This window comes from Inhella sp. (assembly GCF_027532025.1).
GTDB lineage: Bacteria > Pseudomonadota > Gammaproteobacteria > Burkholderiales > Burkholderiaceae_C > Inhella.
This window is the reverse complement of the sequence record NZ_JAPZSY010000123.1, coordinates 1-13098: the sequence shown is the minus strand read 5'-3', so window position 1 is coordinate 13098 and position 13098 is coordinate 1. Positions and strand designations below refer to the sequence as shown.

Annotated in this window: 19 protein-coding genes; 4 read left to right on the top strand and 15 right to left on the bottom strand. The window is 69.0% G+C overall.

Translation table 11 applies throughout. The features are described from left to right. Positions 1 to 222 precede the first annotated feature (222 nt). Positions 223 to 438 carry a zf-HC2 domain-containing protein gene (locus O9335_RS14860; protein WP_298389495.1) on the bottom strand — a complete coding sequence of 72 codons (216 nt, stop codon included), beginning with the start codon at positions 436 to 438 and terminating at the stop codon, positions 223 to 225. Continuing rightward, positions 435 to 989 (bottom strand): sigma-70 family RNA polymerase sigma factor, encoded by a 555-nt coding sequence (locus tag O9335_RS14855; RefSeq protein WP_298389493.1) that lies wholly within the window; start codon positions 987 to 989, stop codon positions 435 to 437. Before O9335_RS14855 ends, O9335_RS14860 begins: the two co-directional genes overlap by 4 nt. Positions 990 to 1082: 93 nt before the next feature. Between O9335_RS14855 and O9335_RS14850 the strand changes: the two genes are divergently transcribed. Genes O9335_RS14850 through O9335_RS14835 form a run of 4 tightly spaced genes read left to right on the top strand, consistent with a single transcriptional unit; the run spans position 1083 to position 3555 of the window. Beyond that, entirely contained in the window at positions 1083 to 1367 is a 285-nt protein-coding gene (locus O9335_RS14850) for a DUF2282 domain-containing protein (protein ID WP_298389491.1), read from the top strand. Beyond that, entirely contained in the window at positions 1367 to 2185 is an 819-nt protein-coding gene (locus O9335_RS14845; RefSeq protein ID WP_298389489.1) for a DUF692 domain-containing protein, read from the top strand. Before O9335_RS14850 ends, O9335_RS14845 begins: the two co-directional genes overlap by 1 nt. Then, on the top strand, positions 2182 to 2952 hold the full coding sequence (locus O9335_RS14840; protein WP_298389487.1) for a DNA-binding domain-containing protein: 771 nt from the start codon (positions 2182 to 2184) through the stop codon (positions 2950 to 2952). The genes O9335_RS14845 and O9335_RS14840 overlap by 4 nt, the downstream gene beginning before the upstream one ends. 48 nt (positions 2953 to 3000) lie before the next feature. Continuing rightward, entirely contained in the window at positions 3001 to 3555 is a 555-nt protein-coding gene (locus O9335_RS14835; RefSeq protein WP_298389485.1) for a DoxX family protein, read from the top strand. Here the strand turns inward: O9335_RS14835 and tolA are convergent. The 13 genes from tolA to O9335_RS14770 form a co-directional block, all read right to left on the bottom strand. Continuing rightward, complete coding sequence (gene tolA, locus O9335_RS14830) at positions 3530 to 4402, bottom strand: cell envelope integrity protein TolA (protein ID WP_298389483.1); 873 nt, start codon at positions 4400 to 4402, stop codon at positions 3530 to 3532. The two genes, O9335_RS14835 and tolA, sit on opposite strands and share 26 nt — an antisense overlap. Before the next feature lie 8 nt (positions 4403 to 4410). Then, positions 4411 to 4839, bottom strand: coding sequence for a protein TolR (tolR, locus tag O9335_RS14825; RefSeq protein WP_298389481.1), 429 nt, complete (start codon positions 4837 to 4839; stop codon positions 4411 to 4413). A 1-nt stretch (position 4840) separates the two neighbouring features. Further along, positions 4841 to 5527 (bottom strand): protein TolQ, encoded by a 687-nt coding sequence (tolQ, locus tag O9335_RS14820; RefSeq protein WP_298389479.1) that lies wholly within the window; start codon positions 5525 to 5527, stop codon positions 4841 to 4843. Next, positions 5524 to 5955 carry a tol-pal system-associated acyl-CoA thioesterase gene (ybgC, locus tag O9335_RS14815; RefSeq protein WP_298389477.1) on the bottom strand — a complete coding sequence of 144 codons (432 nt, stop codon included), beginning with the start codon at positions 5953 to 5955 and terminating at the stop codon, positions 5524 to 5526. The genes tolQ and ybgC overlap by 4 nt, the downstream gene beginning before the upstream one ends. Continuing rightward, positions 5952 to 6425 carry a transcription antitermination factor NusB gene (gene nusB / locus O9335_RS14810; protein ID WP_298389475.1) on the bottom strand — a complete coding sequence of 158 codons (474 nt, stop codon included), beginning with the start codon at positions 6423 to 6425 and terminating at the stop codon, positions 5952 to 5954. Before nusB ends, ybgC begins: the two co-directional genes overlap by 4 nt. Beyond that, positions 6422 to 6892: a 6,7-dimethyl-8-ribityllumazine synthase gene (gene ribH, locus O9335_RS14805; RefSeq protein WP_298389473.1), complete on the bottom strand. Its 471-nt coding sequence runs from the start codon at positions 6890 to 6892 to the stop codon at positions 6422 to 6424. Before ribH ends, nusB begins: the two co-directional genes overlap by 4 nt. Beyond that, the gene (gene ribBA, locus O9335_RS14800) at positions 6879 to 7994 is read right to left on the bottom strand and encodes a bifunctional 3,4-dihydroxy-2-butanone-4-phosphate synthase/GTP cyclohydrolase II (RefSeq protein WP_298389471.1); all 1116 of its coding nucleotides are present in this window, start codon (positions 7992 to 7994) and stop codon (positions 6879 to 6881) included. Before ribBA ends, ribH begins: the two co-directional genes overlap by 14 nt. A gap of 24 nt (positions 7995 to 8018) precedes the next feature. Further along, positions 8019 to 9143 (bottom strand): bifunctional diaminohydroxyphosphoribosylaminopyrimidine deaminase/5-amino-6-(5-phosphoribosylamino)uracil reductase RibD, encoded by a 1125-nt coding sequence (gene ribD / locus O9335_RS14795; RefSeq protein WP_298389468.1) that lies wholly within the window; start codon positions 9141 to 9143, stop codon positions 8019 to 8021. A 57-nt stretch (positions 9144 to 9200) separates the two neighbouring features. Continuing rightward, positions 9201 to 10253, bottom strand: a complete 1053-nt coding sequence (locus O9335_RS14790; protein WP_298389466.1) for a prepilin-type N-terminal cleavage/methylation domain-containing protein — start codon at positions 10251 to 10253, stop codon at positions 9201 to 9203. Further along, complete coding sequence (locus tag O9335_RS14785) at positions 10250 to 11518, bottom strand: hypothetical protein (protein WP_298389464.1); 1269 nt, start codon at positions 11516 to 11518, stop codon at positions 10250 to 10252. The genes O9335_RS14790 and O9335_RS14785 overlap by 4 nt, the downstream gene beginning before the upstream one ends. Further along, the gene (locus O9335_RS14780; protein ID WP_298389462.1) at positions 11506 to 12177 is read right to left on the bottom strand and encodes a PilW family protein; all 672 of its coding nucleotides are present in this window, start codon (positions 12175 to 12177) and stop codon (positions 11506 to 11508) included. Before O9335_RS14780 ends, O9335_RS14785 begins: the two co-directional genes overlap by 13 nt. Beyond that, entirely contained in the window at positions 12174 to 12611 is a 438-nt protein-coding gene (locus O9335_RS14775; protein WP_298389460.1) for a type IV pilin protein, read from the bottom strand. The genes O9335_RS14780 and O9335_RS14775 overlap by 4 nt, the downstream gene beginning before the upstream one ends. Next, the coding region (locus O9335_RS14770; RefSeq protein WP_298389458.1) for a Tfp pilus assembly protein FimT/FimU at positions 12608 to 13098 on the bottom strand (491 nt) is incomplete at its 5' end. The genes O9335_RS14770 and O9335_RS14775, both read right to left, overlap by 4 nt.

The following is a 13098-nucleotide window of genomic DNA, read 5'->3' as shown; positions in this document are numbered from 1 at the left end:
GCCCGGGAACTCGGGCGGGATCTTGCGCACCACCTTGGGGTTGGCCATGACCGAGAGCGACAAGCCCAACGCCAGAGCAAAGACAAGGTTGCGAATCATGGTGGTGTCCTCCAATCGAGTTCTGGGGAAACGTAGCAAACGTTGGCGAGATGCTAGCGGCTCAGTGCGACTTGAGCCGTCGCAAGGCGCGCAATAGCGCACACCGTCGGCGGTGGTGGACCCTCATTCGGCCTCGGAGTCGCTTCCCGCGTAGGCGCGCCACGCGCGGGTGGCCCGGGTCATCAGGCGCATTTGCTGCTGGAAGCGCCGGCATGCCACACAAAAGCGCAGGTGCCAGCTCAGCGCCCAGCGGTCTGCCCACGGCAGGGGTTCCGCCTCGCCTTGCACCATCAGCCTCGTGGCCTCTCGGCAGCTGCGCATGCCCCAGACGCGCTTCATGCGCTTGCTCCTTGGAACCAGTGTTGTTCGAGACAGGCGCGCAGCCGCAGCCGCGCGCGGTGCAACATCACCCACAGGTTTGTCGGGCTGATGGCCAAGGCCTTACAGATTTCCTCGGTGTCCAGCTCCAGCCACTCGCGCATCATGAACAGCCGACCCTGTTGCCCCGGCAACTTGTCGACGCAGGCCTCGAGCACGCGGAAGAACTCCACCTGCTGCAAGCTGGCTTCGGGTTGGGTCCATTCCTTGGGCGAGTCGCGCCAGTGGCCATCCTCATGGAAGAGCAGGTCCTCCAGTGGCTCGCCGTCCTCCGCCGTGGTGGACAGCTCTCGCGTTTGCCGCCGAATCTGATCGACCAGCTTGTGCTTGAGGATGCCGATGAGCCAAGTCTTCAGTTGGCTGCGCCCCGCGAAGGTCTGGGGCTTTTCCAGGGCGACCAACAGCGTGTCGCTCACTGCATCCTCCGCCCAGGCCGTGTTGCGCAACTGAAGCAAGGCAAACTTCAGCAGTTGCGGCCGCAGCCGCTCGAGTTCCTGGGCCAAATCGTGCATCGTGTGCTCAAGGTGGGGCGATGCAGTGTAAGGATGGGACTGGGCGACCCGACTGTGCAGTTCCATCCACTCTGTGACTCGAAAGGACTTCTCATGGATTCCAACCGCCGCGTGCTTGCTGCCGTTTCTGCCGCCCTGGCTCTGGGGCTGACGCAAAACGTCGCTCTGGCCCAAGACAGCAAGGCCAAGGAAAAGTGTTACGGCATCGCCAAAGCCGGCCAGAACGATTGCGCCAACCTGAGCGGCACGCATTCCTGCGCTGGCCAGGCCACCGTGGACAACGCCCCGGATGAGTGGAGGTACGTCCCCAAAGGCCAATGCGCGGCGATGAAGGGCATGTCGGCCGAGGAGGCCAAGGCCAAGCTGAAGAAGAAGTGATGCACTGCGGCATCGGCTGGCGTCACCCCCATCACCGCGAGGTGTTGGAACGTCTGCCGATGCTGCCGTTCTTGGAAGTGCACGCCGAGAATTTTTTTGCGCCCGGCGGTGCGGCGCGTGGTTTGCTGCACGCGGCACGCGAGCATTACCCCATCAGCCTGCACGGCGTGGGCCTGGGGCTGGGCTCGGCGGCAGGGCTGGACGAATGGCACTTGAACCAGTTGGCCCGGCTGGTCGATGAGATCGACCCGATTCGGGTGTCAGATCACGCCTGTTTCGCGCGCACCGAGGGCCCCACCCTGCACGGCCTGGACTTGTTGCCCATCGCGTTCGACGACGACAGCCTGCGCCGACTCGTGCGCCACGTGCACCAGGTGCAAGACCGGCTCCGCCGACCCCTGTTGGTCGAAAACCTGAGTGCTTACCTGGCCTGGGAGAGCGACACCATCGCCGAGCCCGAGTTTTTCAATGCTTTGACCGCCGCCACGGGGTGTGGGCTGCTCCTGGACCTCAACAACCTGATGGTCAACGCCAAGAACCGAGCCGAGGTCGATCCCCTGGCCAGCGCTTGCGCGTGGGTGGATGCGCTGCGGCTGGGCAGCGTGGGTCAACTCCATGTGGCCGGCCATGCCGACGTGGCGGGGGTGGCCATCGACGACCATGGCAGCCCGGTGAGCGACCCGGTTTGGGCTTTGCATCGCCATGCGGTGCGCGTGCTCGGCCCGCTGCCCGCGCTCATCGAGTGGGACACCGACATCCCGGCGCTGGACACCTTGTTGGCCCAAGCCGAGCGGGCCGACGCCCAAAGCCAGGCATGAGCGGTCAGGACCTGCTGCTGCGCGCGCTGTGGGGCTCGGCGCCGCCCGAGGTCTCGGTGGTCGCCGAGGCCGGTTGTCGCGCCTTGCCGGGCCTGGATCTGGCGCGCGGCTTGCAGATCTACCGCGAGAACGCCAAGGCGCTGAGCGTGCGCGCTCTGGCCGTTGCCGCCCCCCGCCTGAGCGCTTGGCTGGGCGATGACTTCGCTGGCTTGGCTTGGGCCTACGCCCGGGCCCACCCGCCGGAGCGGGGCGATGCCGCCGAGTGGGGGCTGGATTTGCCCGCGTTCTTGGCCACCGTGCCGGGCATGGAGTTGCTGCCCATCGACTTGACGCGGCTCGACCTCGCGTTGCACCGACTGGCGGGCGCGCCCGATGAAGCAGCGCCACCCCCCAGCCTGTGGCAACGGCTGTCCGAGCGGCCGGCCGATGCGTTGCGGCTGCGGCTGAGCGCCCATCTGTCGGTGCACCACCTGCCGGCTCTGGCCGAGCCCCACGCCTGGCCGGCCGCCCAGGTGGACGTGCCGGCCAGCGACGACCCGCCAGGGCCGCTCGAGCCTTGGTCGGGCCACGTGTTGGTGTGGCGCCAGGGTTGGCGGCCCGCGTGGGGCCCCGTATCGCCCGCTGGCGCCCGCTGGCTGGAGGCGCTGGCGCAGGCGCCGAGCTTGGCGGCTGCCCTGGATTTGACCCTGGCCGAGCACCCAGATTTCGACTTGGCGGGTTGGTTGGCCCGGGCTGCGGGTCGGGATTGGTGCCAGGACGTGGTGTAAGGCAGCCCCTATCGAGCGCGACTGTGGGCATCGACCTTTGGAGATGCCATGTCAGTGAATGCCCCGCTTGCGAGCCCCGATCGTGGGTTCTTGCCCCCTTTGCGCTGGATGTGGCGCGTGCTCAGCGACCCGGGCGCGCTGCCCAGTGCCGGGCCCCGGTGGCCGCGTGGGGTGGCGCTCGACCTGGCTCTGGGTGGGGCACAAGCCGCCTTGGCGTTGTGGGCGCGCTTCGTCGTGGCCTGGGCGTTTTGGTTCTCCGGGTTGACCAAGGTTCGCGACTGGGAAACCACCCTGGCCTTGTTTGAAAACGAGTACGCCGTGCCCGTTTTGAGCCCCGGGTTGGCGGCTTGGCTGGGCACCGGGGGCGAGTTGGTGTTGCCCGTGATGCTGCTGCTGGGTTGGGGTGGTCGCCTGGCCGCCTTGGGTCTGTCGGTGGTGAATGCGGTGGCGGTGATCAGCCTGCCCGAAGTGGCGCCTGCTGCGTGGGTGCAGCACCAGCTTTGGGGAGCGCTGCTGCTGGCGCTGGCGTTCTGGGGGCCGGGTGGCCTCAGTGTGGATGCCTGGCGCACCCGCCGGCTCACTCGTTCGGGCGAATGCCGATGACCATTTCCTTTGGCACGGTTCCGTTGGTGTCTCGCGGCAGCGTGGCGGTGGCCAGCACCGCCCTAAGCGCCCACTCGTCCCACTCCGCGTTGCCACTGCTGCGTCGGATGGTGGCCGAGAGGATGGTGCCGTCGCTGGCGCAGCGCACCAACACGTCGGTCACCAGTTCGCGTGGAAAGTCTTTGGGGGGACGGATGTTCGGGCGCACGCGCGCCATGACGCGCCCCGCGTAGCTGGCGCTGGGCCCGGCGCTCACTTCGGCGTTGCCGGTGGCCTGAGGACCCCCCGTCCCGCCCGCCATGCCCTGAATGCGTCGCAGCTGTTCTTGGCGCAGTTTTTCGCGCTGTGCATCGGCCCGTTCTTGTTGACGTTTGGCATCGCGGGCTTGTTCGATCTTTTCTTGTTCAGCGCGAGCTTTTTCCTGCTGGGCCTTTTCGCGTTTTATCTTTTCAGCTTGAAGGCGCTCTTCGCGGGCCTTGGCTTCGCGCTCGCGCCGCGCTTTCTCCAGTCGCGTCTGCTCAGCGCGCTCGCGCGCTTGGCGCTCGCGTTCCTTTTCCAAGCGGATGTCGGCCTCGCGCTGCGCTTGCAGTGCAGCTTCGTCGGGGGCCGGTGGGGTGGGCGCCGGCGTGTGCGTGGGATCCGGGGGCGGCGGCGTCTCGAGCGGGGGCGCCGCGGCGCGTGGCACGGTGGCCCACAACTCCGCTTCGAAGGCAGGCTCTTGGGTTTGCGTTCGCCAATCCAGCCCAAACTTCAAGGCCACCAGCAGCATCGCGTGCGCCAGCAGCGCCAAGCCGACACCGCGACCCAAGCCGTCGGTCTGCGAGGGGCGCCAGGGCAGGGCGTGCATGGTGGCGCTCAGGGGGCCTTGCCTTGTCGAACCGCCAAGCCGACGCGGGCCACGCCAGCGCGTTGCAGGCGGTCCATCACGTCCACCACGGCCTCGTACTTGACCTGGCGGTCGGCCTGGATGACGACAGGGGTGTTGGTGTTGCCCGCCTGGGCCTGCAGCACGCGTTCGGCGATGCGGGCCAGCGTGACATCCTGGGCCTCGGCCTTGTCTTGCTTGAGCTGCAGGCTGCCGTCCTGTTTGACGATGACTTGCAGCACCCGATCGGGCTGCTGCTTGCTCTTGCCCACGCTGGGCAGGTCCACCACGCCGGTGGTGATCAGTGGCGCGCTGACCATGAAGATGATCAGCAGCACGAGCATCACGTCGATGAACGGGACCATGTTGATCTCGTTGATCGTGCGGCGTCGACCGCTGCGACCTGCAACGCCTGGCATGTCAGGCTCCTTGTGCCGGTTGGCTGGCGTTGCGCTGCAGGATGTTGGAGAACTCTTCGATGAAGGTTTCCAAGGTGATGGCGCTGCGGTCGATCTGACGCGCAAAGCGGTTGTAGGCGATCACCGCAGGGATGGCAGCGAACAGGCCGATGGCCGTGGCCACCAAGGCTTCGGCGATGCCCGGCGCCACCGTGGCCAGCGTGACCTGGGTGAGGTTGGACAGGCCGACGAAGGCGTGCATGATCCCCCACACGGTGCCGAACAGCCCCACATAGGGCGACACCGAGCCGACCGAGGCCAGGAAGGACAAGTTGCTTTCCAGCGCATCGACCTCGCGCTGGTAGCTGGCCCGCATGGCGCGCCGGGCGCCGTCGAGCATGGCACTGGTATCGGTCACGCGCCGCTCCCGCAGTTTCAGGAACTCGCGCATGCCGGCGGCGAAGATGCGGGCCAAGGGTGCCTCGGCGTTCTTGTGGCTGACGCCTTGGTACAGCTCGTTGAGGTTGCGCCCGCTCCAGAACTCCTGCTCGAAAGCGTCGTTGGCCTTGCGCACCTTGGCCAGGCCAAAGAGCTTGCTGAAGATGACGCTCCAACTGGCGATCGAGACGATGAGCAGCGAGGCCATCACCAGTTGCACGATGAGGCTGGCCTGGGCCACCAGGGCGAAGATCGAAAGGTCTTGGTTCATGGCCGGGTTGCAGTGTGGGTCGGGGCGTGCAAGCGTTGCAAGAGGTCGGGGTCGAGGCGCTGGGGCCGGAAATGCTCGGTGTCCACACAGGCCACACGGATGCGGGCGCGCAGCAATTCGATGTCGCCGCGCCAGATGCTTTGGCCAAACACCACGCTGGCGGATCGGGCCTCGGACACGCCCACGCGCACCTCGAGGAGGTCGTCCAAGCGCGCGGGCTTGAGGTAATGCGCGTCCACGTGGTGCACCACGAAAACACGGCCGCTGCGCTGGCGCTCGGCATCCTGGTCGACGCCCAAGGCGCGCAACCATTCGGTGCGAGCGCGCTCCAGAAAGCGAAGGTAGTTGGCGTGATACACGACGCCGCCCGCGTCGGTGTCTTCCCAGTAGACGCGAACGGGTAGGCGATACGCGACAGGCGGGATCACGTCCGGCGGGGCTGGGGCGCTTGGCGGGCGGCTGCGACCTCGACGCGCCGCACTTGGGCGGCCACGCGGTCCAACACGCCGTTGACGTACTTGTGCCCATCGGTACCGCCGAAGGTCTTGGCCAGCTCGACGCCCTCGTTGATCACGACCTTGTAGGGCACGTCGATGCAGTGTTGAAGCTCAAAGGCCCCCAGCATCAGCACGGCGTGCTCGATGGGCGAAAGCTCCTTGGTCGGTCGGTCGACGTGCCCAGTCAAAAGGCCGTCCAGCACGGCGGCTTCGCGGATGCAGCCGTGCAGCAGCAAGTCCAGATGGCCTTGGTCGCACTTGGCGTAACCGGGCTGCTCGCGCAGGTGGGCATCGATGGCGCCAGCGTCGTCGCCGCTGAGCAGCCATTGATAAAGGCCCTGCAGGGCGACTTGGCGGGACTGGCGGCGCGCGGAGCGGTTGGACGTGCGGGGGGCGTTCAAGAGGGCATCTCCATGCGCAGGAACTTCAGCAGTTGGGCCATTTCGACGGCCACTTGGGCGCCGTCGCGGCCTTTGTCGATGCGCGCCCAAGCTTGCGCGTCGTTCTCGACGGTCAGGATCACGTTGGCGATGGGCAGGCCAGCGTCCAAGCCGACGCGGGTCACGCCGGCGCCGCTTTCGTTGGCCACGAGCTCGAAGTGGTAGGTCTCGCCGCGGATGATGCAGCCCAAAGCCACCAAGGCATCCACGCCACCGCGCCGGGCCAGAGCTTGCAGCGCCAGCGGCACTTCGAGCGCGCCGCCCACTTCGATGCGGGCGGCCACCGTGGCACCCAGGCGGGTCAGCTCCGCTTCGCAGGCTTCCTGCAGGGCGCGTGTGATGCCGTCGTTGAAGCGGGCGCGCACGAGGCCCACCCGAATGCCACGGCCGTCGAGCGCCACGGCCTGGCCTTGGTCAGCGCCCTGCATCAGCGGCTCCGGCAGCGAAGGGACGAAAGCCCACGACCTCGAGGTTGTAGCCCACCATGCTGGGCATGCGACGCGGGCTGCCGAGCAACTCCATGCGCTGCACACCAAGGTGGCGCAGGATTTGTGCGCCCACGCCGTAGGTGCGTAGGTCCATGTTGCCGGTGCGCGGTGCGCCGCGACTTTCGCCGGCAAAACGACCGGGCAGGTCGGCAGCGGCATCGCCCACGTTCAGCAGCACGGCCACGCCCGCAGGGGCTGCGGCCAAGGTGGCCAAGGCGTCGTCAAGGCCCCAGCTGTGCCCGCAGGCGTTGGCGTCGAGCAGGTCGAACACCGACAAGGGCTCGTGCACCCGCACCAGCACCGTGTCGCTGGCGTGCCAGCGGCCCCGGCGCAGCGCCAGGTGCTGGGCGCCCGTGCGGTCGGCGAACAAGGTGGCGTCGAACGCGCCGTGGCGCGTGGCCATGGTGCGCTCGCCGCGCACCTCGATGAGGCTTTCGTTGCGGCTGCGGTATTCGATGAGATCGGCAATCGTGCCGATCTTGAGCCCGTGCTCGGCCGCGAACTTTTCCAGATCCGGCAGCCGCGCCATGGTGCCGTCGTCGTTCATGATTTCGCAGATCACCCCGGCCGGTGTGCAACCGGCCATGCGGGCGAGGTCGCAGCCGGCTTCGGTGTGGCCCGCGCGCATGAGCACGCCACCGTCTTGCGCTTGCAAGGGGAAGATGTGGCCCGGTTGCACCAGATCGCTCGCCCGAGCATCGCGCGCCACGGCGGCCTGCACCGTGCGTGCGCGGTCGGCAGCGCTGATGCCGGTGGTGACCCCGGTGGCCGCCTCGATGGACACCGTGAAGGCGGTGCCATGTTGGGTGCCGTTGCGCGTGGCCATGGGCGGCAGTTGCAGGCGCTCGCAGCGTTCACGGGTGAGAGTCAGGCAGATCAGGCCGCGGCCGTAGCGGGCCATGAAGTTGATGGCTTCGGGCGTGACGTGGTCGGCTGCGAGAACCAGGTCGCCCTCGTTCTCGCGGTCTTCATCGTCGATCAGCACGACCATTCGGCCAGCGGCCAGATCGGCCACCAGTTCGGGCACGGGGGACATGGGCATAAGGGCGCGATTGTAGGTTCGGGGTTACCCGGGGGCCTGAAGCCGCAGGCGAAGGTCGGCTCCCACCGGGGTGCATTCCAGCCAATGCCATCGGTGCGCGTCGTCCAGGGGCCAGGCGAATGGGCTGGCGGCCACACCCCGGCCTTGCCCGAGGAGCTTGGGGGCGATGTAGACCAGCAGTTCGTTCACCCAACCCGCCGCCAGCCAGGCGCCGTTCAGCGTGGCGCCGGCCTCGATGTGCAATTCGTTGACACCTCGGCGGCCCAACTCGGCCAAAACGGCGGCACCGTCGATGCGGCCCGTGGCGTCCAAGGGCGCACACCAGGCATCGCCCACCGCCGAGCCGTGGGGGCCGTGCACATGCAGGCAATCGCCTGGCGCGGCCAGCACGCGGGCTTCGCGGCGCAGGCGTCCCGCGGTGTCCAGCACCACCCGCAGCGGTTGCCGAGCCGTCGGCCAATCGCGAACGTCCAGTCGGGGGTCGTCGGCCAGCACGGTGCCGATGCCGGTGAGCACCGCGCCCGCCCGGCGTCGCCACCACTGCCCATCGCGCCGGGCCTCCGGGCCGGTGATCCAACGGCTGGTGCCGTCGGGCAGGGCGGTGAAGCCATCCAGGCTGGCCGCCCATTTCATGCGAACCCAGGGGCGGCCGGTTCGCATGCGGTGCAGGAAGCCAACGTTCAAGGCCGCAGCCTCGTCAGCCAAGACCCCACGGGTGATGGTCACCCCGGCCGCGGCCATTCGGGCCAGTCCCTGCCCACCGACCAGCGGGTTGGGGTCCTCCACCGCGATCACGGCGCGCGCGATGCCAGCGGCGAGCAGGGCGTCGCAACAAGGTGGCGTTCGGCCGTGGTGCGCGCAGGGTTCCAGCGTGACGATGGCGGTGCCGCCGCGTACCGCCAGGCCGCGCTCGGCGGCTTGGCGCAGGGCCATGACCTCGGCGTGGGCCTGCCCCGCCGCCTGGGTGTGTCCTGCGCCGACGAAGCCACCGCTGGCATCGAGCAGCACGCAGCCCACGCGCGGGTTGGGGTCGGAGAGCCCGATGGCCTGCTCGGCCCAGGCCAGCGCCAGGCGCATGGCCGCTTCGTCGGACAGCGGGGTGCCGACCGGCGGCGACGTGGGCGTTGGGAGCGCAGCGAAACGGGCCATGCCGCCAGTCTATGGGCCGCTCAGGGGTGGACTTCAGGGCTGATGTCAGGGCTGATGTCAGGGCTGATGGGCCGCCGTGTGCTCGGTGGGGCAGGGGCGGCCGGCGCGCCGCAGCAAAAAATGTTGCTGGCCCAGGCTCGCGAGAACCCGCGCGTAGTCGGCCGGGTGCTCGTCGTTGTCGATGCGGCCATTGCCATCTCGGTCCACGCTGAACCGACACACGCGCCATCCATCAACACCCCAGGGCAGGCCGGTGAGTTCGGTGCGACCGCTCCAATAGGCCAAGGGGTCGGCCGTGTCGGGGGTGCGCAGCGCGATGAGGCACAGGTAGCGGGTGGCGTCGGCGCGTCGACGCGTCCAGCAGCTGGGGGGCACGGGATGGGGGTGACTGCTCAGCGTGGCTTGCATGCCGAAGTCCGGCATGGCCGTGTCGGGATCGGTCAGCACGTGTCCGGTCACCCACACCATGGGCTGCGGCAGCGCAGTGCACACCTTGGGGTCAGCCGATTCGAGCTGCTGGTCAGTGGGGTGGCCGCCCAGCTCGCAGCGGTGCGTGATGGCGGCCTGGCGATGGTCCAGGCGCCACGCCCAAGCGTGGGCGCCATCGGGCTGCCAGAGGCTGGCGCCCGGGCCAACGCGGCGCGTGTCGGCCGGCCATGCGCCGGTTCGGTGGCCGCCATCCAGCCAAGCCATGCCGTCGGCGGGGCCTTGGGCGAGTGCCGCGGTCCACAGCGCAGAGCCGGTTGCGAGGCTCCCTTGCCAACGCAGGCGCTGCGCTGCGTCACGGCCTTGCCAACGCACGGTCAGGTCGATGTCCCACCCGCCAGGCTGGGCCGTCACCTGCCGGGTCAGTTCGTAATCGGCCCCGAACTTGGCTTGGTGGGCCGCGGAGTCGGTCAGCGCTGCAGCGCCACGCAGCGTCCATTCGGATTGCAGTTGGTCCCAGTGTTCGAGCGCCCACTGGGTGGCCTCGGCGCGTTGCCGGCTGTCGTCGGCCGCCATGCGGAGCCGGCTTTGCAGTGCCAGCGTGCCCAGCATTCCCATGCCCATCACCAGCAAGGCGATCAAGGCCTCGACCAGTGTGGCGCCGCGGTGTCGATATCGGTTCATGCTGCGGGCCACCGACCACCTGGCAAGCGCACGAAGCTGCCGGCCTCGCGCTGCAGGCGCAACAGGACCGCGCGGTCGTGCCGCACGCGGCCCTGGCGGTCGGCGCGAAGCCCGCCGCTCACCACCAGCGCGCCCTCGGTTTGCCACGCTTGCCCGCCGAGCTGGGCGTCGCCCCCCACGAGCAGGGCGCCCACGAAGCGGCCGCCGCCGCTCCAACGCAAGTGGCCTTCCACGGAGAGCAGCAGAGGGCGCGAGGCATCGCCCCAGTCCACGGGGGTGTCGAGCTCTAGGTCGCCATCGACCTGGACCCATCGGTGCCCCCGCCGCCAGGCGCTCGTCACGGCCTCGGCGGTGCACGGCGTTGCGCAGGCGATGCGGTGCAAGCCGGGCGGGGTCTCGCCGGCGCCGGCGCGGCGACCGAACAGTCGGCGGCGCAAGCCGTCGTCGCCCAGGTCCTGCAGGCTGGGGTCGCGGCCCAACCAACGTTCGGCAGGCAGGCTGCCGGGTGGCCCGACGAGACCAGCGGTGGATCCCGTCACGGCCCCTCCCGCGTGCAAGGCCAGGCCCTGGGTGCTGGGGTCCTCGTTGCTGAGCAGCAAGCCGTCGCCCAGGTCCACCGCGCCCTGGACCATCAGGGCGCTGGCCGGCAATTGGCGCAGGGCGGGGAGCCAACCCACGTGCTGTTGCAGGGGGCTGTGCCGTGCTTGCTGGCGGGCGATGGAGCCCTGGGGAAGGTCGGTGCGGCACTCGGCACTGCCCTGGGCACAGCCCAACACCAGCAGGCGCAGCACGTCGGGGTGGTCGGCCATGGGCTGCAATTCCACTTTCAGCGACTGCGTGCGCTGCGGTGGGGTGTCGCGCAGCGGCACCGATGACCCAGGCCCAGCGCAGCGACAGTCCCAGCGTTCGTCGGCGATGGCATCGCAGACCATGGCGGCATTCGCAGGCAGCAGGGTCCACGGACCAGTCGCAGGGCGGCGGAGCCAGCGTTCGGCCGCCGGTGTGCCCGCATCCCCGCCGCGGGGCCATTGGCAGCGGTCGTCGATGGCGCCGGCATTCAGCAAGCCCAGCGCGCGCTCGGCCCCCCAAGCCGCCGCCGCCTGCGCGCGGGCGTCGTCCTGCATGACCCGCGCCATGCGGTGCTCGATCAGCAGGTGGCGGTTGGCGTAGGCCGTGGCCAGGGCCGTGAGCAAGAACAGGCCCAACAAGGTGACCAAGGTGGACAGGCCCTGAGTCCTGCTGGGGGCGAGGGTCAGGCGGCGCATTGGCCCTCCACTCCAGGGCTGTCGATGGGGATGCGCCAGTCCACAGACCGTCGCACGCGGGGGTCGCTGACGGCCTCGACGTCGATTTGGACGCGCAGGGTCCGAACCGTGACGCGGGGCGGGCATTGGGCGGTGGACCCGCAAGGTTGAGCGCAGGTCAGTTCGGCGTCCATGACCACGGCTTCTTGGTCTGCTTCAAAGCGTCGCACGGCCACGGACGATGGATCGTTGAGCGGCTGGAAGCGACCTCCGTCGGTTCGGAATTCGAGGGTTGCACCGCGCCACCGCAGGGCCTTGCGATCGGCATCGTCCAGGCGCTGGTCTTCGCGTTGGGTGGGGTCGCTGACCGCTTGGCTGCTCGCGAAACGGAGTTCGCCCGCCCGGACTTCGATGGTGTCGTAGGGGTTGGCGCGTGGCGTGCCGGTTTCGGGCGTCCACAGCCAGGCGCCCGGCTCGCCCCAAGCGCCGGCTTGGCGCAACTCTCGCCGCAGCAGCACTTGCAAGGCTCGAAGGTCGGCTTGCAGTTGGGTTTGGGCCAGCATCCGCCGGTGTTCGTGCAACTGCTGGGTCATCAGGGCGGCGGCGCCCGCCATGAGAAACAGCGAGACGGTCAGGCCGACGAGCAGTTCCACCAAGGTCATGCCGCGTGTCCCGTTCATGCGGCGAAACAGCGGCGGCTGCTTTCATCGCCGCTCGCGCTCCACGCTTGTTGCCGTTGGCGGTTGGCTTCCACAACCAAGCGCAGTCGCTGGCAGGTGCCGTCTTTGCTTTGCGGCGACTCCGCCACGGGGCGGGCCTCCAAGGTGTAGCCCTGTCGATCGGCGGCCAGAACGCGCACCTCGTAGTGGCCCGCCGCCGAGCGAGCGCCGAGCGCCAGCGTGTCGAGGGCATCGGCGTAGCGCGTGTGTTCGCTGCGGTGGCGTTCCTGAGCCAGTTGCACGGCGGCCAGTGCCGACCAAGCATCGGCCCGACGGCTGCGGTGAACCGCGTCGGCATAGCTGGGGTAGGCCACGGTGGCCAGGATGCCCGCGATGCTCAGCGCAATGCAGAGCTCCGCCAGCGTGAAACCGCGCTGATGAGCCGGGCGTCTCACAGGGCCTCCGTGCGCAGGCGGCCTGTGAGCGCCACGACCACCCGCTGCCCGCGGCCATCTCGGTCGACGAATGAAACGCTCCCCGTGGGTGTGACGGTCATGCCGCCCGAGTCAAAGCTCATGCGGGCCACATTGGCGCTCAGGCGCACCCCCCGTTGAGCGGGCAGCCACTCGGCGGTCAGCAGTTCGGCGTCGCTGACGCAGCGCACCTCGCCGGCCTCGTCCAGCGCGCAGCCATCGCGTGGACCCTGGTGAACCGTGTAGCCACTGCCCTGCGCGCTCTCGTGGAAGCGCAGGTGCACGCTGGCGCCGTTGCCCAGCGCGTGCAGCCGGGCGTGCTGGACGTGGACGCGGAACTGCGCCACTTCACCCTGCTCTCGTTGCCGCTCCATGAGGCGCCCAGTGGCTGGCACGGCAGCCGCCAGCAACACGGCGGCGATGCTGCAGCACACCATGGCCTCGATGAGACTGAATCCTCGAACACCGC

Bases quoted from the DNA above. Each gene is read 5' to 3' on its own strand.
- O9335_RS14860 (WP_298389495.1), bottom strand. From the start codon at position 438: ATGAAGCGCGTCTGGGGCATGCGCAGCTGCCGAGAGGCCACGAGGCTG.
- O9335_RS14855 (WP_298389493.1), bottom strand. From the start codon at position 989: ATGCACGATTTGGCCCAGGAACTCGAGCGGCTGCGGCCGCAACTGCTG.
- O9335_RS14850 (WP_298389491.1), top strand. From the start codon at position 1,083: ATGGATTCCAACCGCCGCGTGCTTGCTGCCGTTTCTGCCGCCCTGGCT.
- O9335_RS14845 (WP_298389489.1), top strand. From the start codon at position 1,367: ATGCACTGCGGCATCGGCTGGCGTCACCCCCATCACCGCGAGGTGTTG.
- O9335_RS14840 (WP_298389487.1), top strand. From the start codon at position 2,182: ATGAGCGGTCAGGACCTGCTGCTGCGCGCGCTGTGGGGCTCGGCGCCG.
- O9335_RS14835 (WP_298389485.1), top strand. From the start codon at position 3,001: ATGTCAGTGAATGCCCCGCTTGCGAGCCCCGATCGTGGGTTCTTGCCC.
- tolA (WP_298389483.1), bottom strand. From the start codon at position 4,402: ATGCACGCCCTGCCCTGGCGCCCCTCGCAGACCGACGGCTTGGGTCGC.
- tolR (WP_298389481.1), bottom strand. From the start codon at position 4,839: ATGCCAGGCGTTGCAGGTCGCAGCGGTCGACGCCGCACGATCAACGAG.
- tolQ (WP_298389479.1), bottom strand. From the start codon at position 5,527: ATGAACCAAGACCTTTCGATCTTCGCCCTGGTGGCCCAGGCCAGCCTC.
- ribH (WP_298389473.1), bottom strand. From the start codon at position 6,892: ATGCAGGGCGCTGACCAAGGCCAGGCCGTGGCGCTCGACGGCCGTGGC.
- ribBA (WP_298389471.1), bottom strand. From the start codon at position 7,994: ATGCCCATGTCCCCCGTGCCCGAACTGGTGGCCGATCTGGCCGCTGGC.
- ribD (WP_298389468.1), bottom strand. From the start codon at position 9,143: ATGGCCCGTTTCGCTGCGCTCCCAACGCCCACGTCGCCGCCGGTCGGC.
- O9335_RS14790 (WP_298389466.1), bottom strand. From the start codon at position 10,253: ATGAACCGATATCGACACCGCGGCGCCACACTGGTCGAGGCCTTGATC.
- O9335_RS14785 (WP_298389464.1), bottom strand. From the start codon at position 11,518: ATGCGCCGCCTGACCCTCGCCCCCAGCAGGACTCAGGGCCTGTCCACC.
- O9335_RS14780 (WP_298389462.1), bottom strand. From the start codon at position 12,177: ATGAACGGGACACGCGGCATGACCTTGGTGGAACTGCTCGTCGGCCTG.